At 70.5% G+C, this 20,854-nt stretch carries 20 protein-coding genes, 1 tRNA gene and 1 riboswitch; of the genes, 11 read left to right on the top strand and 10 right to left on the bottom strand.

Annotation, left to right across the window (positions count from 1 at the left end; genetic code table 11):
- The first annotated feature begins 561 nt into the window (after positions 1-561).
- Positions 562-637 (top strand) — tRNA-Arg (locus ASG53_RS03285).
- Positions 638-690: 53 nt separating this feature from the next.
- Here the strand turns inward: ASG53_RS03285 and ASG53_RS03280 are convergent.
- Positions 691-1,047 (bottom strand): zinc ribbon domain-containing protein YjdM, encoded by a 357-nt coding sequence (locus tag ASG53_RS03280; protein ID WP_056128455.1) that lies wholly within the window; start codon positions 1,045-1,047, stop codon positions 691-693.
- 222 nt (positions 1,048-1,269) lie between these two features.
- Positions 1,270-2,679: an MFS transporter gene (locus ASG53_RS03275; protein WP_056128451.1), complete on the bottom strand. Its 1,410-nt coding sequence runs from the start codon at positions 2,677-2,679 to the stop codon at positions 1,270-1,272.
- Positions 2,680-2,975: 296 nt separating this feature from the next.
- Here ASG53_RS03275 and ASG53_RS03270 point away from each other — a divergent pair, with 296 nt between their 5' ends.
- The 7 genes from ASG53_RS03270 (at position 2,976) to ASG53_RS03240 (ending at position 9,207) form a co-directional block, all read left to right on the top strand.
- Positions 2,976-3,455, top strand: coding sequence for an OsmC family protein (locus tag ASG53_RS03270; RefSeq protein WP_056128448.1), 480 nt, complete (start codon positions 2,976-2,978; stop codon positions 3,453-3,455).
- A gap of 94 nt (positions 3,456-3,549) precedes the next feature.
- Positions 3,550-4,383: a hypothetical protein gene (locus tag ASG53_RS03265; protein WP_056128445.1), complete on the top strand. Its 834-nt coding sequence runs from the start codon at positions 3,550-3,552 to the stop codon at positions 4,381-4,383.
- A 53-nt stretch (positions 4,384-4,436) separates the two neighbouring features.
- Entirely contained in the window at positions 4,437-4,913 is a 477-nt protein-coding gene (locus tag ASG53_RS03260) for an SRPBCC family protein (protein WP_162246128.1), read from the top strand.
- Positions 4,914-5,243: 330 nt separating this feature from the next.
- Positions 5,244-6,074, top strand: a complete 831-nt coding sequence (gene ddaH, locus ASG53_RS03255; protein ID WP_056128431.1) for a dimethylargininase — start codon at positions 5,244-5,246, stop codon at positions 6,072-6,074.
- A gap of 12 nt (positions 6,075-6,086) precedes the next feature.
- Positions 6,087-7,301 (top strand): ornithine--oxo-acid transaminase, encoded by a 1,215-nt coding sequence (rocD, locus tag ASG53_RS03250; protein WP_056128428.1) that lies wholly within the window; start codon positions 6,087-6,089, stop codon positions 7,299-7,301.
- Positions 7,302-7,369: 68 nt separating this feature from the next.
- Positions 7,370-8,377 carry an ATP-binding cassette domain-containing protein gene (locus tag ASG53_RS03245; protein WP_156382648.1) on the top strand — a complete coding sequence of 336 codons (1,008 nt, stop codon included), beginning with the start codon at positions 7,370-7,372 and terminating at the stop codon, positions 8,375-8,377.
- Positions 8,374-9,207 (top strand): ABC transporter permease, encoded by an 834-nt coding sequence (locus ASG53_RS03240; protein ID WP_056128423.1) that lies wholly within the window; start codon positions 8,374-8,376, stop codon positions 9,205-9,207. Before ASG53_RS03245 ends, ASG53_RS03240 begins: the two co-directional genes overlap by 4 nt.
- A gap of 76 nt (positions 9,208-9,283) precedes the next feature.
- Here ASG53_RS03240 and ASG53_RS03235 read toward each other — a convergent pair whose 3' ends face one another.
- The 3 genes from ASG53_RS03235 to ASG53_RS03225 form a co-directional block, all read right to left on the bottom strand.
- Positions 9,284-10,201, bottom strand: coding sequence for a universal stress protein (locus tag ASG53_RS03235; protein ID WP_056128420.1), 918 nt, complete (start codon positions 10,199-10,201; stop codon positions 9,284-9,286).
- Between the two features lie 182 nt (positions 10,202-10,383).
- Positions 10,384-11,061 carry a C40 family peptidase gene (locus ASG53_RS03230; RefSeq protein WP_442983363.1) on the bottom strand — a complete coding sequence of 226 codons (678 nt, stop codon included), beginning with the start codon at positions 11,059-11,061 and terminating at the stop codon, positions 10,384-10,386.
- 153 nt (positions 11,062-11,214) lie between these two features.
- Positions 11,215-11,381, bottom strand: a riboswitch (cyclic di-AMP (ydaO/yuaA leader).
- Positions 11,382-11,505: 124 nt separating this feature from the next.
- Positions 11,506-12,210, bottom strand: coding sequence for a metal-dependent transcriptional regulator (locus ASG53_RS03225; protein WP_056128415.1), 705 nt, complete (start codon positions 12,208-12,210; stop codon positions 11,506-11,508).
- 200 nt (positions 12,211-12,410) lie between these two features.
- Between ASG53_RS03225 and serC the strand changes: the two genes are divergently transcribed.
- Positions 12,411-13,526 (top strand): phosphoserine transaminase, encoded by a 1,116-nt coding sequence (gene serC, locus ASG53_RS03220; protein ID WP_056130567.1) that lies wholly within the window; start codon positions 12,411-12,413, stop codon positions 13,524-13,526.
- Positions 13,527-13,551: 25 nt separating this feature from the next.
- Here serC and ASG53_RS03215 read toward each other — a convergent pair whose 3' ends face one another.
- The 4 genes from ASG53_RS03215 to ASG53_RS03200 form a co-directional block, all read right to left on the bottom strand.
- Positions 13,552-14,913, bottom strand: coding sequence for an MFS transporter (locus tag ASG53_RS03215; protein ID WP_056128412.1), 1,362 nt, complete (start codon positions 14,911-14,913; stop codon positions 13,552-13,554).
- Positions 14,910-15,347 carry a MarR family winged helix-turn-helix transcriptional regulator gene (locus ASG53_RS03210; protein ID WP_056128409.1) on the bottom strand — a complete coding sequence of 146 codons (438 nt, stop codon included), beginning with the start codon at positions 15,345-15,347 and terminating at the stop codon, positions 14,910-14,912. The genes ASG53_RS03215 and ASG53_RS03210 overlap by 4 nt, the downstream gene beginning before the upstream one ends.
- 124 nt (positions 15,348-15,471) lie before the next feature.
- Entirely contained in the window at positions 15,472-16,701 is a 1,230-nt protein-coding gene (manA, locus tag ASG53_RS03205) for a mannose-6-phosphate isomerase, class I (protein WP_056128405.1), read from the bottom strand.
- 173 nt (positions 16,702-16,874) lie between these two features.
- Positions 16,875-18,359 carry an NCS2 family permease gene (locus tag ASG53_RS03200; RefSeq protein ID WP_056128402.1) on the bottom strand — a complete coding sequence of 495 codons (1,485 nt, stop codon included), beginning with the start codon at positions 18,357-18,359 and terminating at the stop codon, positions 16,875-16,877.
- Between the two features lie 86 nt (positions 18,360-18,445).
- Between ASG53_RS03200 and ASG53_RS03195 the strand changes: the two genes are divergently transcribed.
- Positions 18,446-18,757 (top strand): DUF2530 domain-containing protein, encoded by a 312-nt coding sequence (locus ASG53_RS03195; protein ID WP_056128398.1) that lies wholly within the window; start codon positions 18,446-18,448, stop codon positions 18,755-18,757.
- 45 nt (positions 18,758-18,802) lie between these two features.
- Here the strand turns inward: ASG53_RS03195 and ASG53_RS03190 are convergent, their stop codons facing one another.
- A complete protein-coding gene (locus ASG53_RS03190) occupies positions 18,803-19,483 on the bottom strand; it encodes a hypothetical protein (protein WP_156382647.1) in 681 nt (226 codons plus the stop codon).
- 184 nt (positions 19,484-19,667) lie between these two features.
- On the opposite strand from ASG53_RS03190, the gene wecB reads away from it, so the two are divergent.
- On the top strand, positions 19,668-20,813 hold the full coding sequence (gene wecB / locus ASG53_RS03185) for a non-hydrolyzing UDP-N-acetylglucosamine 2-epimerase (protein ID WP_056128394.1): 1,146 nt from the start codon (positions 19,668-19,670) through the stop codon (positions 20,811-20,813).
- The last annotated feature ends 41 nt before the right edge of the window (positions 20,814-20,854 follow it).

Genomic DNA, 20,854 nt, shown 5'->3' with positions numbered 1-20,854 from the left:
CTGGGTGCGTCCGGAGAAAAAGGAACAGTGCGTGCCGCGCAGGGGGCAGGCGGCACGCACTGTCAGGGACAACTATGCACTCGCCCAGATCGAGTGTCAACAGGGAAGTTGAATCTTCTTCCAGATCGGTTCGACCGGCTGGTCGCCGCGGTGCATGGGCGACGGTCTCACCTGCGGTTCTGCGCTCCGGGGATCCACCGGCTCCACGTGCGAGAGCGCCTGTCGTGACCCTGGTCACCCACGAGCCCACTCACGCCAGCCGCTCCTCACCGCAGCCCCCCGCCACGACCCCCCACCCGCACGCCCACAGGTCCCACCCTGAGGTCACACGGTCCGCACCCAGGTCGTACGTCAGGCACCGAAGTCGTACGGACACGCCGTCCTGACGCCCCTAGCCCGGAGATCTGGCGTGTCCGTGCGACCTCGCGAGAGCTGCGACGACCTCGTCGGTGTCCTGGCGACCTCGTGGAGAGACGGACGTCTGGGGAGGGGCGCCGCAGATCTGGTTGCCGGCCGTGGCAGGGATCACGGGCGACTGTCAGGTAGCCTTGTCTCGCTCTCGCGCCCGTAGCTCAGGGGATAGAGCACCGCTCTCCTAAAGCGGGTGTCGGCAGTTCGAATCTGCCCGGGCGCACCAGTTCTCCCCTGTCTCGGCGTGCACCAGCGCGAGACCAGCGGCGCCCCAGGGCGTCAGACCTTCTTCACCACGCTCGACTTGAGCTGCATCGGACCGAAGCCGTCGACCTTGCAGTCGATGTCGTGGTCGCCCACCCCGTCGACGAGCCTGATGCCGCGCACCTTGGTGCCGACCTTGATGGCGGTCGCGCTGCCCTTGACCTTGAGGTCTTTGACCACGGTGACGGTGTCGCCGTCCTGCAGCACGTTGCCGACGGCGTCGCGGATCTCGCGCGGGCCGTCAGACGCCTCGGCCGAGCCTCCCGCAGCAGGCTCCCACTCGTGGGCGCACTCGGGGCAGACGAGCAGCGCACCCATCTCGTAGGTGTAGACGGAGGAGCACTCGGGGCACGGGGGCAGGATGTCGGTCACGGCCGCAACCCTACCGATCTCCGGGAGGCGCCCGTACCCCCGGGCGGCCCCGACCAGGCGGGCTGCTAGATCGCCCGATCCCCAGGCCCAGCACGATGGCGGAAGGCAGTCGACTGCGGGCGATGGCGCACGACGAGCGAGGAGCCTCCCGCCCGGGCCCGCCCCCCACGCACAGAGGGGCCGGGCCCGCCGGACCCGACCCCTCTCGACTGCGGCGTGCCGCTAGCGCTTGCCCACGGTCGCAGGCTCGGCTGCGACGTCCTCGTGCGAGGCGAGGCCGTAGTCGACGTCCTTGGTCTCCTTGGACAGGATCACCGCGACGAGGGTGAGGACAGCAGCTCCCGACAGGTAGAGCCCCACGAGCCAGGTGTCGCCGTCTGCCTGGGCCCAGAGCGCGACCGCGACGATCGGCGCGAGCGCAGCGCCCAGGATCGAGCTCACGTTGTAGGCGATGGCGGACCCTGTGTACCGGACGTTGGTCGGGAACAGCTCGGGGAGCAGCGCACCCATCGGCCCGAAGGTCACGCCCATGAGCGTGAAGCCGAGGATGAGGAAGGCCTGGACGAGACCACCCGTGAAGGCCGCGTCGGCGCGGGGCACCAGGAATAGGTGGAAGGTCAGCCCGAAGACCACGATGAGGCTCGACACCCCGATGAGCAGCCGGCGACGTCCGATGAGGTCGGCGACAGGCCCGGAGATCAGCGTGAACAGCCCGAAGAAGATCACGCCGATGATCTGCATGATGACGAAGTGCACGTACGGGATGCCCAGGCCCGCGGGGTCGGCGTCAGCAGCCTTGGTCCCGTAGGTGAGCGTGAAGCTGGTCATGAGGTAGAAGAGCACGTAGGTCGCGAGCATGATGAACGTGCCGAGGACCAGCTGGCGCCAGTGGAACTTGAACACCGTCGCGAGGGGTGTCTTGGTGATCGCACCCTTCTTCTCGGCCGTGACGAAGGCCTCGGACTCGACGAGCTTGAGCCGCACCCACAGACCGATGATCACCATGACGGCCGAGAACAGGAACGGGATGCGCCAGCCCCACGAGAGGAAGGCCTCGGACTGCAGGAGCGAGTCCTCGGGGTGCGGGAGCACGGCGTTGATGGTGAGGAACAGCCCGTTGGCGATGATGAAGCCGATCGGCGCGCCGAGCTGCGGGAAGGTCCCGTACCAGGCGCGCTTGTTCGCGGGGGCGTTCTCGGTCGCGACGAGCGCGGCGCCGGACCACTCGCCACCGAGCGCGAAGCCCTGCGCGAGGCGCAGGACGAGCAGCAGGACGGGCGCCGCGACACCGATCGAGTCGAAGGTGGGCAGCGTGCCGATGAGGAAGGTCGCGATCCCCATGGTGAGCAGCGAGATGACCAGGGTCGTCTTGCGGCCCTTCTTGTCACCGAGGTGGCCGAAGACGATCGCGCCGACGGGCCGCGCGACCATCGCCGCGCCGAAGACGGCGAAGGAGGCGAGGAGCGCCGTGGTGTCGTTGCCCGTGGGGAAGAACAACGTCGGGAAGACGAGGACTGCCGCGGTCGCGTAGACGTAGAAGTCGTAGAACTCGATCGTCGTGCCGACGAGGCTCGCGGTGATGACCCTCCCGCGGGAGTTCAGCGGTCGGGCGGGTGCTGCTGTGGTGGACATGTGGTGCTCCGGTCGGTGGGCGCTCACGTGCGAGGCGTCGTTCGCGGACGGGCGTCCGGGCGGCGGCGCGCTGGCACTGGAGGCTGCAGCGCGGGGCCGGGGGAACAAGAGGCCGTGCTCGACACGTCGGTGACGGTACCGAAGAACCGTAGTCCTGTCTCACCATGAGGCCAGAGCGCCTCCAGCATCTGGACAAACGGCCCGGGTCAGGCCGCGCGACGGCCGAACGCCTCGTCGCGCTCCGCCCTGGGCGGACACCCCGGGCGCGACGGCCGAGCCGGTGGAAGAATCACCAGATGACCCAGGACACCAACCCCGCACCCGGCACAGTCTCCCCCGCACCCCAGCCCGGCACGCAGCCGGCGCTCTGGGTCGAGCGGACCGGCGGTCGCCGGTACGTCGGCCGCAGCGCCCGCGGAGGCGAGGTGCAGCTCGGCGGTCTCGACGTCGAGGGCACCTTCACCCCCGGCGAGCTCCTCAAGATCGCCCTCGCCGCCTGCACAGGCTTCGCCTCGGACGTCACCCTCGCGCGTCGCCTCGGCGACGACTACGCGGCCACCGTGCACGTCGCAGGTGTCTCGGATCCCGAGGAAGACCGCTACCCGGTGCTCACCGAACGTCTCGAGCTCGACCTCTCCGGCCTCGACGACGAGGCCCGCGAGCGCCTGCTGACCGTCGTCAACCGCGCGGTCGACGCGTCCTGCACCGTCGGTCGCACGCTCAAGGCCGGCGCGACCGTCGAGCTGACCATCGCCTCGGTGTCGACGACCGAATGATCTCGGGTGGCGCGGCCCTGGGCAGGGTCGCGCCAGCTCCACCCGGCCGCGCCACCCCTGCCGGCCGACCCACGACGAACCGCAAGGAGCCACTGTGACCCAGAAGCTGTCCTTCGCCCGGACCCCGCTGATCGACGCAGCCCTCGACCAGGCGATCACCCTGCCGTCCTCGACCGTGCGGGCGCACGTCGACAGCCTGCGCCGACGCAACCCCGAGGCGTCGCCCCAGCAGATCGTCACGCTGCTGACCAAGGAGTACTCGCTCGTGCTCCAGGGCGCCGGCGGCGCCGTGGGTGCTGCGGCGGCGTTCCCCGGGGTGGGCACGGGGGTGTCGATGATCCTCAGCGGTGGTGACGTCGCGACCTTCTTCAGCGCCTCGGCCGCCTACGCGCTGTGCGTGGCAGAGGTCCACGGGGTGGAGGCCGACGACCTCGACCGTCGCCGCGCGCTGCTGCTCGCCACGGTCCTCGGCGAGTCCGGCGCGAGGTCGGTCGAAGAGGTGTCGGGCAAGTCGGCGGCAGCCTGGGGCACCGCCCTGATGACGACCATGCCGAAGAGCACGATCCGGCAGGTCAACAAGGTGCTGACGCGGCGGTTCGTCAAGCGGCAGATCGCCAAGCAGACCTCGCTCATGATGGGCCGCGTCATCCCCTTCGGCATCGGTGCCGTCGTCGGCGTCGCAGGTGGTCGGGCGCTCGCCCGCACGGTCGCGCACCAGGCGACCAAGGCCTTCGGCGAGCCGCCCGCGCACTTCGCGCGCGAGGTGGGCCCAGCCCGCTCGAAGGCCTCCAGCAAGGTCTACGAGTCCGTCGAGCCCGGTCGTGCCTCGAAGATCCCGCTGGTCGACCGCGCCCGACGGGCACGGATCGGCCGCGGGAGGTCGAGCGAGGTCGGCTCCGGCCGCACCTCCGGCACGGACGAGTCGTGACGGGGCGTCCGGCAGCGCACGACGCTGCAGCCGAGGGCCGAGGTCTCCGACGGGTGAGCGTCTCCCGGGAGCTGCCCGGGCAGCCCGCTGACGTCTTCGACCTGGTGGCCGACGTCCGCCACCACTCGCGGTGGATCCCGCTGACCTGGGGTTCGTTCCCCGTGGAACCATCGGGCCGCCCGCTCCCCGACGGCCCCCTGCCGTCGGGCGCTCGGTTCACCATGTACAGCCACCCGGGGATCGTCGACCGCATGGAGGTCGTCGGTCTCGAACGTCCCGCCGGCGACGCGCTGAGCGGCACCGAGCGCCACAGGCTCGTGCTGCGCAAGGCCGGACCGCTGCTCGAGGGGACGGCGGGCATCGACGTCGAGCCCGTCGACCACGCGACGAGCCTGGTCACCTGGTGGGAAGAGGTCTACCTCGCCGGACCGCTCCCGGCCCGCCTGACGTCCCCGCTCCTCGGGGTACCCCTCGGGCTCATGCTCCGCCTGGCGCTGCACAGGGTGTCCCGCGAGCTCGACGCCGCCTGACCCCGGGCCTGCCCCGGGCCCCACAGGCGCCTCCCGTGACCGGAGAGGTCGCCCTCCCTACGGCGAGGTCGCCCTCCTGACCTCGAGGTCGTACAGACACGCCAGAACAGCCCCGGATCGCCCGGTATTCGGCGTGTCCGTACGACCTCGCGCGCGAGCTCGGTCCTCGGGTGAGGGGTGGACCCGCGGAGCGCGAGGTGTTCCCGCGCGCTCTCGCAGGTCGGGGCGTAGTGTCGGCCATCACACAGACAGTGCGACGGCCGGCCGGGAGACCCTCCGGACGGCTCAGCGTCACCCCTCGCCACGAGCGACAGCCTGAGGAGCCCGCCGATGACCGCAGCCCACGCCCGCCGTTATCTCATGTGCCGTCCGGAGTACTTCACGGTGAGCTACGAGATCAACCCGTGGATGGACGTGAGCCGCCCGACGGACACGGCGCGCGCCGTCGAGCAGTGGGAGCGTCTGCGCGACGTGTACCTCGACCTCGGGCACACCGTCGACCTCGTGGAGCCCGTGCCGGGGCTCCCTGACATGGTCTACGCGGCGAACGGTGCGACTGTCGTCGACGGCGTCGTCTACAGCGCCCTGTTCACCCACCCCGAGCGTGCCCCCGAGGCCGCCGTCTACCTGCAGTGGTTCGCCGAGAACGGCTTCGAGGTGCACGACGCCCTCGAGCGCAACGAGGGCGAGGGCGACATCCTCACGGTCGGCCCCCTCTCCCTCGCCGGGACGGGCTTCCGCACCGACACGGCCGCGCACGCCGAGGCCGCGAGGCTCTGGGGCCGCGAGGTCGTGACCCTCGAGCTCGTCGACCCGCGGTTCTACCACCTCGACACCGCGCTCACAGTCCTCGAGGGCTCCGAGGGCGGCACCGCCCCCGGCAAGGTCGCGTACTACCCGGACGCCTTCTCGGCTGAGAGCCGTGCGGTCCTGGCGGACCTCTTCCCCGACGCCGTCCACGCTGCCGAGTCCGACGCGACGGTCCTCGGGCTCAACGCCGTCTCCGACGGCCACCACGTGATCCTCAACCCCGCCGCGACGCGCCTCCAGGCGCAGCTGAGAGAGCGCGGCTACGAACCGATCGGCGTCGACACGTCCGAGCTGCTGCTCGGCGGAGGCGGCGCGAAGTGCTGCACGCTCGAGATCCGGGCGGCGGGCTGAGAGGAGCCGACCATGGACGGGACGCACGTCGAGACCAGAGACCACCTGGTGCACAACTACGCGCCGCTCCCGGTCACCGTCGCGCACGGCGAGGGATCCTGGGTCACGGACACCGACGGTCGCCGGTACCTGGACCTGCTCTCCGGATACTCGGCGCTCAACTTCGGGCACAGGCACCCGACCCTCGTGGCGGCTGCGGTCGAACAGCTCGGACGCGTGACGCTGACGTCGCGCGCCTTCGACAACGACCAGCTCGGCCCCTTCGCGGACGAGCTCTGCGCCCTCGTCGGTGACTCGCTCGCCCTCGAGGGCACCCACGCCGCGATGCTGCCGATGAACACCGGCGCAGAGGCCGTCGAGACCGCGGTCAAGGCGGTCCGCAAGTGGGGCCACAGGCGCGGGATCGCCGAGCCGACGATCATCGTCGCGCGCGACAACTTCCACGGGCGCACCACGACGGTCGTGTCCTTCTCGACCGACGACGAGGCCCGCGAGGGCTACGGCCCCTTCACCCCGGGCTTCCGCGTCGTCCCCTACGGAGACGCCGAGGCCGTCGCGGCGGCCGTCGACGAGACCACAGTCGCGGTGCTCATGGAGCCGATCCAGGGCGAGGCCGGTGTGGTCGTGCCCCCGCCAGGCTTCTGGGCCTCGCTGCGGACGGTCTGCGACGACGCCGGGATCCTGCTCGTCGCCGACGAGATCCAGTCCGGGCTCGGTCGCACAGGGACGACTCTCGCGTGCGAGCTCTGGAACGTCCGCCCCGACCTCGTGACCCTCGGCAAGGCGCTCGGTGGCGGGATCTTGCCGGTGAGCGCTGTCGTCGGGCGGTCTGACGTCCTCGACGTCTTCACCCCGGGCACCCACGGCTCGACCTTCGGGGGCAACCCGCTCGCCTGCGCCGTGGGTCGCGCCGTCGTCAGGCTCCTCGACACCGGCGAGGTGCAGGAGCGCGCCGCGGAGCTCGGCGACCACCTCCAGCTGCGTCTCGACGAGATGGTCGAGTCCGAGCTGCTCACCGAGGTCCGGGGCGCGGGCCTGTGGGCCGGAGTCGACCTGCCGCCGACGTGGGAGTCAGGCCGAGAGCTCTGCCTCGCCCTGCGGGACGCGGGCGTGCTCGCCAAGGACACGCACGGCACGACGATCCGGCTCGCTCCCCCGCTGACCATCACCCTGGACGACCTCGACCTCGGTCTCGACAGGCTGCGGGACGTCCTCGCGACCCGCTGACCTGGACCCGCACAACTGCGCAAGAAAGAAGTAGCCGCCCCTCACAGCCGAGGCACAGGATGGTCGCCATGACCTCCTACGCGATCGAGGCTCACGGGCTCGTCAAGCACTTCGGCACGACGCGTGCGGTCGACGGCATCGACCTTGCCGTCCCCGCCGGCACGGTGTACGGCGTGCTCGGACCCAACGGAGCCGGCAAGACGACAGCCGTCCGCATGCTCGCCACCCTCCTGCGCCCCGACGCGGGCAGCGCGAGCATCTTGGGGCACGACATCCTCCGCGAGGCCGACACGGTCCGCAGCCTCGTCGGGCTCACGGGGCAGTACGCCTCCGTCGACGAAGACCTCACGGGCGCCGAGAACCTCATGGTGCTCGCGCGCCTCTACGGCTTCACGCGGGCTGCCGCTCGACGACGGGGTGCCGACCTGCTCGAGGCCTTCGACCTCACGGAGGCGGCCGGCAAGCAGGTCAAGACGTACTCGGGCGGCATGCGACGCCGGATCGACCTCGCGGCGAGCCTGGTCATGAGCCCGTCCGTGCTGTTCCTCGACGAACCCACCACGGGGCTCGACCCGCGCAGCCGCAACGACGTGTGGGACATCGTCCGGGTGCTCGTCGCCGACGGTGCCACCGTCCTGCTGACCACCCAGTACCTCGAAGAGGCCGACCAGCTCGCGAACCGCATCGCCGTGGTCGACCACGGGAAGGTGATCGCCGAGGGAACCGCCCCCGAGCTCAAGAGCTCTGTCGGCTCAGGCTCGGTCCAGCTGCGCCTCGCCGACCAGAGCCGACGGGACGAGGCGGCGCGGATCGTCGCCGCACTCCTCGGCGACCCCGACGCCGTGTCGTTGTCCCCCGACCCGTCGGCGCTCTCGGCCCGCATCGACAGCAGCGCCGACGGCTCCGCGCAGGCCTACCAGATCCTCCCCCGCCTCCACGAGGCGGGGATCCACGTGCCCGAGTTCTCGCTCGGCCAGCCGAGCCTCGACGAGGTGTTCCTCGCCCTCACAGGTCAGCCGACCGACCCCACGAGCCCGGCAGACGCCGAGCAGCCCTCCGAGGAGGCCACCTCATGAGCACCACCGACAGCCCGACGACGTCGGCCACCACGCTGCGGTCCGCGGTATCCCTCGACAGCCGTCCGACGCGCCCCTCGGCGATCGAGAACACCCTGACCTTCGCCTGGCGGGCCCTGCTGAAGATCAAGCACGTGCCCGAGCAGCTGTTCGACGTCACGCTCACTCCGATCATCTTCACGCTGATGTTCACGTATCTCTTCGGCGGGGCGATCGCCGGCGACACCGCGACCTACCTGCGGTTCTTGCTGCCCGGCATCCTCGTCCAGACCGTCCTCATCATCACCGTGTACACGGGGTTCACGCTCAACACGGACATCACCAAGGGCGTCTTCGACAGGTTCAGGTCGCTGCCCATCTGGCGCCCGGCCCCGATCGTCGGCGCGCTGCTCGGCGACACCGTGCGCTACACGATCGCCTCGGTCATCACGATCGGCCTCGGGCTCGTCCTGGGCTACAGGCCCGACGGCGGGCTGCCCGGGACGCTCGCAGCCGTGGCGCTGCTGCTCGTCTTCGCCTTCTCGCTCAGCTGGATCTTCACCATCTTCGGCCTGCTGATGCGCACGCCCAACGCCGTTATGGGTGTCTCGATGCTCATCCTCATGCCGCTCACCTTCGCGTCGAACATCTTCGTCGACCCGGCGACCATGCCGTCGGCGCTGCGAGCTGTCGTGGACGTCAACCCGGTGACCCACCTCGTCACGGCGATCCGCGGGCTGATGGGCGGCACCGCGCAGTTCGGCGACGTCGTCTGGGTGCTCGTCGCCGCTGCGGCGCTCACCCTCGTGTTCGCGCCGATCACCATGCGGCTGTACCGCACCAAGAACTGAGCACCAGCCCAGCGCGAGGTCCGGTCGAGACGCCGTGCGCGGGCGACCCGGCCGGACCTCTCGTCCGGCCCGCGGGTCAGTCTGCGGGGATCTCGCAGTGCTTGTTGACGACCATCACGGGGCAGGTGGAGTGGTGCAGCACGGCCTGGCTCGTCGAGCCGAGGAGGAGACCTGCGAAGCCTCCCCGCCCTCGGGAGCCGACCACCAGGAGGTCGCTCGCCTCGGAGAACTCGGTGAGCAGCTCGGCTCCGCTGCCGTCGAGCACGATGCGGCGCACGACGGTGCCGGGGTGCGCCGCCTCGGCCTTGTCGACGATCGAGTTGAGCGCGTCGGTGACGTCGGCGAGCACCTGCTCGTGGTCGATGGCTGCCGGCAGCCAGGCGAGCATGCCCGCGCCCGATCCGACCGGGACTCCCGCCACGGCGACGATCTCGGCACCCCAGAGGTTCGCCTGGTGGATCGCGGCGTGCAGGGCGCCGTAGGCCGACGGTGAGCCGTCGACCCCCACCACGACGCGCTTCATCGGGTGGGTCGGGACGCTCGCGTCGGGGTCGCCGCTGCCGCGGTAGGGCACCACGACGGTCGGGCAGTGCCCGTGCGCCGGGAGCGCCGAGGAGACCGTGCCGAGCAGGCGCTCTGCGAAGCCACCGCGCCCACGGGTGCCCACGACGGCGAGGGAGAAGTCCTTGGAGCGCTCGACGAGCACCCCGGCCGCGTCGCCGGCGGCGAGCTCGGTCGTCAGCGTGACGCCGGAGCGGGCTGCACGCTCCCGGGCGTCGTCGAGCACCGAACGAGCGCCGTCCTGGATCGCGTTGTCGTCGAGCGCTGCGTACCCGCCGTCGAGGGAGGCCGCCGCGAAGGACGGGAGGGAGTACGAGCAGACCGCGGTGATCGGCTGACCTGATCTCGACGCGTGGGCGATGGCCCAGTCGAGCGCGTGGAGGCTCGAGACCGAGCCGTCGACACCGACGAGGATGGCATCTGAGTGCGACATGGCGTTCTCCTCCTGCATCACGGACAAGCGGCGGTGCTTGTCCCGTACATTACCCGCTCATGACGCTGAGAACACGTTCGGCGGCCCCGCGAGATTCACGAGCGTCGCGGACGCACGAGAGCCCGGACCGCAGTGCGGTCCGGGCTCTCGTGGCGAGGCGTCTGCCGAGGCAGGACGACGTGTCAGCCGATGCGGATGAACGTCGGGTTGGACTGCCAGATCTCACGGAACTGGATCGTCTTGCCGGGGCGCGGTGCGTCGATCTGCGAGTTGCCACCCGCGTAGATCGCGATGTGCCCGGGCGAGTAGATCAGGTCGCCAGGCTGGGCGTCGGCGCGGGACACGACGGTGCCGGCCGAGGCCTGGGCACCAGAGGTGCGCGGCAGGTTGATGCCGAGCTGGGCGAAGACGTACGAGGTGAAGCCCGAGCAGTCGAAGCCGTCGGGGGTGGTGCCACCCGAGACGTACGGCACGCCGACGTAGCGACCAGCGACGTCGAGGATGGCCGAGCCGCTCGCGGAGGCGGGGACCGGCGCTGCAGCCTCGACAGGAGCCTCGGCGGCGACCTCAGAGGTCGACTCCGTGGACTCGGTCTGCGTGTCAGCAGAGATCGAGGTGCGCTCGGCGGTACGCGAGGCGGCTGCAGGAGCGCGGACGGGCTCCGGCTCCGGCTCGGGCTCGGGCGCCGGGGTGACGACCATGTCGGTCTGCTCGACGGTCCAGGAGGCGTCGGCGGCGACAGTCACGGCCGGAGCCGTGCTGAGCGCGGCGCGAGCCTCGGCCTTGAGCGACGCGACGTCGACGGTCGCGACCGAGGCGTCAGAGGGGAGGGGGGCTGCCGAGGCAGAGGTGGCACCCATCAGGGAGACGATGAGGCCAGAGGACGCAGCCACGAGGGCCGTCCGGCGTCCGACGGTTGCTGCGTTCTCGCTGGCCACGGAGGCGATCGAGGTCAGCGGCGCCAAGGGACGCCGTGCCGCGCGGTGGCGGGCACGAGCAGTGCTAGTAGTCACAAGTTCTCTCCAGTACGCCTGCGAGGTCAGCTGTCGGGTTCGAGTAGGAGAACACTCGGCCTCACGACCGTCAGACGGTCGTAGGGCTTCACCCCAAGGACGCTGCGAGCAGCGCCCAGATTTGGGTCCCCCGTCCCTGCCATGCGGGTTGTCGGCGGCTCATGCAGTGGCAGGGTTAGGCGATCTGCACGAGCGCGTCTTCGGCATGACTGCCTATGACGCTCCACGAAGGTACAACAGGTTTTCAGCAAATGTCACGCTCAGGTCACGAGAAATAATGTGACCCAGGTCTCACTCTGAGACGAAGATGTGGCGCGAGACCTCTTCGGGGAGGTCGAGCACCAGGTCAGCGCCTTCTGAGGTCACCGAGATGCCGATGCCGGACTCCGTCCGCCCGACTGTGATCTGCCCCCCAGGGACGACCCCGCTGCCCGCCAGACGCTCCAGGAGCTCGATGTCGGTCTGCAGAGGCTCGCCCAGCCGGGCCACGGTCGCCTCGAAGGACTCGTCGGGGTGAGCCGTGACAGCCGCCTTGAGCGAGACCACGCCGTCGAGGAACCCGACCGCAGCGGCACCCTCGCCGAGCTCGACCAGGCCCGGGATCGGGTTCCCGTACGGCGAGAAGTGCGGGTGGTCGAGGAGGTCGACGAGGCGCTTCTCTACGCGGTCGCTCATCACGTGCTCCCAGCGGCAGGCCTCTTCGTGGACGAAGGCCCAGTCGAGACCGATGACGTCGGTGAGCAGCCGCTCGGCCAGCCTGTGCTTGCGCATGACGCGCATGGCCTTGGTCTGGCCGACCTCGGTGAGCTCGAGGTGACGGTCGCCGCTGACGACGACGAGACCGTCGCGCTCCATGCGGGCGACGGTCTGCGAGACCGTCGGCCCCGAGTGCCCCAGACGCTCCGCGATGCGCGCCCGCAGCGGGACGATGCCCTCTTCGGCCAGCTCGTAGATGGTCCGCAGGTACATCTCGGTGGTGTCGATCAGGTCGCTCACGCGTTCCTCCAGTGCGTCAGGTGGCGCCGGACGACCCCGGCGGGCTCCGAGGAGCCCGTCGAGAGGCACAGGGGTGCCGGCCGGAGCCGCTCAGGGCCCCGTCGCATCGTCCACACGTCTTCTCCGGACAGCCTATCTCGCCCTGCGCAGACGCGGGGCGAGGCCCCTGACCGGGGGCTAAGGTGGGCCTCGTGACCGCCATGCCCAGCATCCCCGCCGCCCTCCTGCCCGCCGACGGCCGCTTCGGGAGCGGCCCGGGGAAGGTCCGCGACGCGCAGCTCGACGCGCTCGCCTCGACCGGCCGGACGCTGCTCGGCACGTCCCACAGGCAGCCCCCTGTCAAAGACCTCGTGGGCCGGGTGCGGTCCGGCCTCGCCGAGCTCTTCGACGTGCCCGAGGGCTATGAGGTCGTCCTCGGCAACGGCGGGTCGACAGCCTTCTGGGACGCCGCGACCTTCTCGCTCGTGCGCGACCGCGCGGCGCACGGCGTGTTCGGCGAGTTCGGCGGCAAGTTCGCCGCCGCCACGACAGCAGCACCCTTCCTCGAGAGGTCGGCCGTGACGACCGGGGCACCGGGCACCGTGGCGCTGCCCGTCGCGGTCGACGACGCCGACGTCTACGCCTGGGCTCACAACGAGACGTCCACCGGTGCGATGGCACCTGTCCGGCGCATCGCCGGGGCGGCGGCCGACGCGCTCACGGTCATCGACGCGACCTCCGGCGCGGGAGGCCTGCCCGTCGACATCGCCGAGACCGACGTCTACTACTTCGCCCCGCAGAAGTCCTTCGCCTCCGACGGCGGGCTCTGGCTCGCGGTGGTCTCCCCCGCAGCCGTGGAGCGCATCGGTCAGATCGCGACGCGCGGCCGGTGGATCCCGGAGTTCTTGTCCCTGCAGACGGCACTGACGAACTCTCGGGCCAACCAGACGCTGAACACCCCGGCGATCGCGACGCTGTTCCTGCTCGGTGAGCAGGTTCGGTGGATGCTCGACCAGGGGGGTCTCGACTGGGCTGCGGCGCGGACGGCCGAGTCAGCGGCACACCTCTACTCGTGGGCAGAGAGCCGCGAGTGGGCGACCCCCTTCGTGGCCGACCCTGCCGACCGCTCGACTGTCGTCGGCACGATCGACCTCGACGAGAGCATCGACGCCGCAGCGATCGCACGGACGCTCCGCGAGCACGGGGTCGTCGACGTCGACCCGTACCGCAAGCTCGGCCGCAACCAGCTGCGCGTCGCGATGTTCCCCTCCGTCGACCCCTCCGACGTCCAGGCCCTCACAGCCTGCGTCGACCACCTGGTCGAGCACAGCGCCTGAGCCCCGCCTGCCGGGGCGTCGACCGTCAGGTCGCGGTCGTGCGGTCTTTCGCCTCTTGGACGCCGAGGTCGTCGGCGACGTCGCGGCGGGCATGGGCCTCGTCTGCGGGTCTGTGGACGGCGTCGGCCGAGGGTGCGTAGGTGACCTCGACGTGGGGGCGGTGGAACACCTGGTAGGTGACGGTGTAGTCCCAGTTCTTCTTGGTCCACAGCGCGGCACCTGCGGCCACGAGCAGCGCGGTGATCGAGCCGATGCCGATCGCCCAGCGGGCACCGTAGGTCTCCGCGATCCACCCGACCACGGGCGAGCCGATCGGCGTGGCCCCGAGGAAGACCATCATGTAGAGCGCCATGACCCGGCCGCGCATCTGCGGCTCGGTCGACATCTGGATGGTCGAGTTCGCGGCCGTGAGCATGGTCAGGCTCGAGAACCCGACGGGGATGCTCATCAGCGCGTAGGTCCAGTAGGTCGGCATGATCGCCATCAGACCTGTCGAGACACCGAAGGCGAAGGCCGACCCGATGACGAGCCTCACCCGGGGACGCTCGCGGCGGGCAGCGAGGAGCGCACCGGCCAGGGACCCGATCGCGAGGATGGACCCGAGGATCCCGTACTCCCCCGCACCCTTGCCGAACTCTGCCGTCGCCATGACGGCCGAGGTCAGCTGGAAGTTCAGGCCGAAGGTCGACACGACGCAGACCACGCACATGATGACGACGATGTCGCTGCGGTTGCGCACGTACCTGACGCCCTCGCGGATCTGCCCCTTGGCCCGTGGGGCCACAGGCAGCCTGTTGAGCTCGCTCACGCGCATGCGGGTCATCGCGACGATCACCGCGGCGAAGGTCAGCCCGTTGATGATGAACATCCACCCCGGGCCGAAGGCTGCGATGAGCAGACCGGCCGCACCAGGACCGACGAGGCGCGCGGCGTTGAAGCCTGCGGAGTTGAGGCCCACGGCGTTGGAGAGCTTCTCCTTGGGCACCATCTCGGCGACGAAGGTCTGGCGCACGGGGTTGTCGATCGCCGTGACACAGCCGAGGAGCGCCGCGAAGACGTACACGTGCCAGAGCTCGGCGTGACCTGAGAGCACGAGCGCCCCGAGGGCGAGGGCGAGCACGCCGAGGGCGGTCTGGGTGATGATCAGCAGCTTGCGGCGGTCGACGCGGTCGGCAAGCACACCGGCCCACGCCGAGAGCGCGAGGACGGGCAAGAACTGCAGCGCGGTGACGATGCCGACGGCGGTCCCCGAGTTGTCGGTGAGGACCGTGAGCACGAGCCAGTCCTGGGCCACGCGCTGCATCCAGGTCCCGACGTTCGCCACGAGGGCGGCGCTGAACCAGAGTCTGTAGTTGTAGTACCTCAGGGAGGCGAAGGTAGGGCTCATCGACTGGCGATCCTCACGAGCAGCTCGCTCGCCGCTGCGAGCGTCTGCCGTTCTTCGGGGGTCAGCTGACCCAGGTTCTTGGTCAACCAGGCCTCGCGGCGTCGCCTGGTCTCTCTCACTTCGTCGCGGCCCGTCGTCGTCAGCTCGACGAGGACGAGCCTCTTGTCGGTCTCGTGCCCGACCTTGGTCACGAGTCCTAGCTCGGCGAGCGCGTTGACCGTGCGCGTCATCGACGGCGGGCGGATGTGCTCGTGGTCGGCGAGCGCGCCGGGCGTCATCGGGCCGTGCTTGTAGATCGTGGTGAGGACTGCGAACTGTCCCTCGGGGAGGTCGGCCTCACCGCGCTGGCTCCGGAGTCGTCGGGAGATCCGGGTCAGCGCCACGCGGAGCTGGCCTCCGAGGGTCCCGGGGGCGCAGGCGTCAGGTGTTGTCACTGTCCTTACCCTAACTCATTACCCTAGGTAATGAAAGGGTCTGCGGGTGCGACGACGCCCCCGGACGGCTGGCCTGATCGGCCGCCTGGCAGACCTGGTCGGGTGCGCCGCTCGGCGCAGCGCGTCAGGGCACGTAGGCGACGACGACCTGCCCGTCGCCCTCGAGCGTCATGTGACCCGCGTCGTGCGGGACGAAGACCGACTCGCCGCGGTCGAGCGTCGCGACAGGGCCGAGCGGCCCCGAGAGCGTGAGCCGCCCGTCGAGGCACAGGACGATGCGCGGGCCGTCGTGCGTGACGAGCGCACTCCCGCTCACCGCCCCGAACAGCAGGGAGAACTCCGGGACGGGCGCCCTGTACGCGGTCAGCCCGCCAGGCTCGGCGCGCAGGACCGGCCGCTGAGGCGGTCGCGGCGCGTAGCTCGCGCAGGACATCAGCTCCTCGACGTCCACGCGCTTGGTGGTCAGCCCGGCGCGCAGCACGTTGTCCGAGCTCGCCATCACCTCGACACCGACACCGGTCAGGTAGGCGTGGACCTCCCCCGCGGCGAGGAAGACGGCCTCACCCGGAGCCAGGGAGACCCTGTTGAGCATGATCGAGACGAGCGCGCCGGGGTCGCCGGGGAACCACCCGTCGAGGTCGAGCACGGTCTGGTCGGCCCGGGACGTCGAGAGCCCGGCGTCGATCCGGGCCCGCACGGAGGCCACGGTGCGGGCGAGGTCGTCGGTGCAGTCCACGTCGCGGGCCGAGAGCGCGACCGCGAAGGCTGCCCGGACGCCGTCAGCGTCAGGAGACGCCCGCAGGGCCTCGCGCATCCTGGCGACGAAGTCTCCGTCGAGGCCCTCGAGCAGGGCCAGGGTGCGCGCCGGCCGACGGAAGCCGCACAGCCCCTCGAAGGGTGTGAGCGCGAGGAGCATCTCGGGCTTGTGCTGGTCGTCCTTGTAGTTGCGCGAGGGCGCGTCGAGCGCGATGCCCGCAGCGGTCTCCCGGCGGAAGCCTGCCCGGGCCACGTGCGGGTGCGGGTGCACCTGGAGGGACAACGAGGACTCGGCAGCCAAGATCTTCAGCAAGAAGGGCAGCCGAGGACCGTAGGCCTCGACGACCGAGCGGCCGAGCATCGCGTCGGGCGACGACCTGACGAGGGCCGCGAGGTCGACGGTCTCAGCCTCGTCGCGCGCCGCCGCTCCGGCGACAGCCGTCGCGAGCGAGGGGGCGAGCGGGTGCGCACCGAGCCACATCTCGGCGACAGGCTGGCCGTCTGGCTCCGCACCCAGGATCTCCGGGATCGCCGTCGGAGACCCCCACGCGTACCGCTGGAGCGTGTTGGTGAGGCGGAAGACGCGGCGGGGTGTCACAGCAGTAGACCCTACGACAGCGCCCCGCCCGGGTCCGCTCCCAGGGGAGCGGACCCTGGCGGGGCGCTGGTCGAGCGAGTGCGAGAGCCCTGAAGGCACGTGCACGAGGTGCAGGCTGTGCGTGGTGCACGGCTCGGATCCGTGGGGCCGGCGGAGCCCGCCCGACCCTCCGGTCAGAAGACGCCGAGGGCGTCGCCGAGCGGGCCGCGGACGAAGTACAGGACGAAGAGCACCGCGGCGATCCACATGAGCGGGTGCACCTGGCGGACCTTGCCGACCGCGATGCGGATGACGACGAAGGTGATGAAGCCCGCGCCGATACCCGCCGTGATCGAGAAGGTGAAGGGCATGACGACGATCGTGAGGAACGCCGGGATGGCGAGCTCCATGTTCTTCCAGTCGATGCCGGTCACCTGCATGACCATGAGGAAGCCGACGACCACGAGGGCCGGTGTGGCAGCCTCGGAGGGCACCATCTCGACGAGCGGGGCGAAGAGGGTGGCGAGCAGGAACGCGACACCTGTGACGACGGAGGCGAGACCCGTGCGGGCACCGTCACCGACACCCGCGGCGGACTCGACGTACCCGGTGTTGGACGAGACACCACCGGCACCACCGGCGATCGCGGCGACCGAGTCGACGACGAGGATCTGGCGCGTCTTGGGGATGTTGCCGTCCTTGTCGACGAGGCCGGCCTCGGAGCCGACGGCGACCATCGTGCCCATGGTGTCGAAGAAGTCGGCGAGCAGGAGGGAGAAGACGAGCAGGATGACGGCGACAGCGCCGATCTTCTCGAAGGAGCCGAAGAGCGAGAACTGGCCGAGGAGCGAGAAGTCGGGCCAGTCGATCACGCTGTCCGGGAGCTGCGGGACGTTGAGCTTCCAGCCGTGGGAGTTCAGGACGCCGTCGGCGCCGACCATCCCGCCGACCTTGGCGACGGCCTCGATGATCACGGCGACGACCGTGGACGCGATGATCGAGATGAGGATGGCGCCCTTGACCTTGCGGACCATGAGCACGATCGCGGTGAGCACACCGAAGACGAAGACGAGCAGCGGCCACCCGGCGACAGAACCGGCGACACCGAGCTCGACGGGCGTGCCGGAGCCCGGGCGCACGAAGCCGGCGTCGACCATGCCGACGAAGGCGATGAACAGGCCGATGCCGACGCTGATCGCGACCTTGAGCTCGGGCGGGACCGCGCGGAACACGGCCTCACGGAAGCCCGTGAGGACGAGCAGCAGGATGATGATGCCCTCGAGCACCACGATGCCCATCGCGTCGGCCCAGGTCATCTCGGGCAGCGAGGCGATCGAGTACGCGACGACGGCGTTGAGGCCCATGCCGGCCGCGAGCGCGAGCGGGAAGTTCGCGACGAGGCCCATGATGATCGACAGGACGCCGGCGATGAGTGCAGTCGCCGCCGCGATCATCGTGATGTTCGGCTCGTCGGTGCCGCCACCGAGCAGCTGGCCGGTGCCGTCCTGGACGTTGCCGAGGATGATCGGGTTGAGGACGATGATGTAGCTCATCGCGAAGAAGGTGACGAGGCCACCTCGGATCTCGGAGGTGAGCGAGGAGCCCCGCTCGGAGATCTTGAAGAATCGGTCGAGCGCGCCTGCGGGCGCGGCTGTGTCACGGGTTGTGCTGTTCGCCATGGGGACTAGTGTGCCCGACCCTCCGCCGCAGCCTCACCACGATCTCATCACACCCGCGACACACCCGGACCACCTAGGCTGAGGGCGTGCGCACCTTCTTCGACCTCTTCCTCCACCCGGAACGGCGCCGACCAGGCCCGCAGCCTCGTCAGGTCGACCTGCGCCGCGCAATCCTGGCGGGCATCGCGCTCTGGGCCGTGGCAGCTGCTGTGCTCGCCGTGGTGGGGCTCACGACAGACCTCTCCGTGCGGTCGAACCTCGTGGTCTGCGCGACGGGCGGAGGTCTCGGTCTGCTCGCCCTCGCGTGGGAGCAGAACAACCGCCGCCGCTACAGGGCCGTGGCCGAGACTGTCGACGTGGTCGACGGCACCGCAGCCCAGGACCGCACCCAAGACTGACCCGGTCCGGACGCGACCGGGGCAGTCAGCTGAGCCACCCTGCCGTCAGACGCGCCGGGGACCGGCCTCGAGCAGCACACGCAGCTCGTCCGCGAGCGCCTCGTCGGTCGGCCCGCTCCGCGCGACCGAGGCGACCACCCCGAGGAGGTCACCCGGGGTGTCGAGCCAGGCCCGTGGTGCGCGCTCGGAGACGAGCAGCCGCAGGAGCGCCTCGACCGCCCGGGCGTGCGGCGCCCAGTAGCCGCGCCCGGCAAAGCCGTCGCAGGCGACGATCCCGACGCCTGAGGCCGTGGTGATCTCGACGTCGAAGGCCGCTCCCTCGGGGTACCACTCGATGCCGATGTTCCCGACGACGGCCGCGACGACGGTCGACAGCACCCCGGGATAGCGCCACCGGGTGGTCGGGGCGTCGATCTCGAGGGCCGCGAGGTCGCCCCACCGCACGAGGCCGCGCGGGACGCCGTCGTGGGCGTCGTCCTCGTCCGCTCTGGCATCACCGTCTGGGGCGTCGTCACGGTCGCCGAAGTCGCCGTCACCGAAGTGGTCGCCGTCGTCGAGGTCGTCGCCGTCGATGCCGTCGTCGTCGAGCTCGTCGTCAGAGTCGACGTCGTCGGCTGCAGCGCCCGCGCCGGGCGAGGCGTCGAGCCCGTCCACGCTCAGCCTGACGTGGCGACCACCGGGGTCTCCGAGGCAGAGCATGCCGCCCCGGACATTCGCGAACGCCACCCGCACAGACCTGCTCCTCATCTCCTCAGACGCTGACGTGCTCACACCTTCGACGTCGCCCCGCCATCTTGCCGTACGTGCAGGGCTCTCGCCCTGGACACGGGTTGTCGTCCGAGGTACGTCGAGCCACGCCCGGAGTCGGACGTTCTGTCTGCTCTGCGCACTTCATGAGACCCTGGGGGCCATGAGCCTGCGCATCATGACTGTCTACGGAACACGCCCCGAAGCGATCAAGGTCGCTCCTGTCATCGCCGCCATCGAGGCTGACGAGAGGTTCGAGAACATCGTCGTCGTCACCGGTCAGCACCGGGAGATGCTCGACCAGGTGAACGAGATCTTCGGGATCGTCCCCGACGCAGACCTCGACGTCTTCGGCCACGGGCAGAGCCTGTCTGGCATCGCGGCCAAGATCCTCGCCGGTCTGGCCCCCGTGCTCGAAGAGCACCGGCCGGACGCCGTCGTCGTCCAGGGAGACACGACCACGTCGACCGCTGCCGCTCTCGCCGCCTTCTACGCGGGCATCCCCGTGGTCCACCTCGAGGCGGGGCTGCGCTCGGGCGACATCACGTCGCCGTTCCCCGAGGAGGCCAACCGGAAGATCACCTCGCAGATCGCCGCCCTGCACCTCGCACCGACCTCGGAGAGCAGGGCGAACCTCGTCCGCGAGAGCATCGACGCCGCCGCGATCGCCGTCACGGGGAACACGGTGATCGACGCCCTGCTGGCGACGGCGCAGAGCGAGCACCCCTTCACCGACGCTGCCCTCGAGTCTGCGGCGGCGTCTGGCCGGCCCATCCTGCTCGTCACCACCCACCGTCGCGAGAGCTGGGGTCCCGCGATGGAGGGGGTCGGCCGGGCGCTGCGCCGCATCGCCGACGCGCACCCCGAGTACCTCGTGGTGCTCCCCCTGCACCGCAACCCTGTGGTGCGCGACGCGGTCCTGCCGCCGTTGACCGGAGCGGAGAACGTCGTCGTGACGGAGCCTCTGGCCTACGGGGAGTTCACACGGCTGCTCGGGGCGTGCCGGATCGTGCTGACAGACTCGGGAGGCGTGCAGGAGGAGGCCCCGAGCCTCGGCAAGCCCGTGCTCGTCATGCGCGAGAACACCGAGCGCCCAGAGGCCGTCGCCGCCGGGACCGTGCAGCTCATCGGGACCGACGAAGAGCGGATCGTCGCCGAGGTCGAGCGGCTCGTCACGGACGACGAGCACTTCGTGTCGATGTCGACGGCCGTGAACCCCTACGGTGACGGCGCGGCGAGCGGGCGGGCCGTCGCCGCGATCGCCCAGCTGCTGGGTGTCGGGAGCCGCCTGGAGGACTTCGTCGCCTGACCGGCCGGACCCGTGCACGGCCGAGCCCGCTCGGCCTCGCG

This window comes from Sanguibacter sp. Leaf3 (genome assembly GCF_001425965.1).
In the GTDB taxonomy this organism is placed as follows: Bacteria; Actinomycetota; Actinomycetes; order Actinomycetales; family Cellulomonadaceae; genus Sanguibacter; species Sanguibacter inulinus.
The sequence above is the reverse complement of the archived record's forward strand: the minus strand, read 5'-3'. Positions and strand labels throughout refer to the sequence as shown.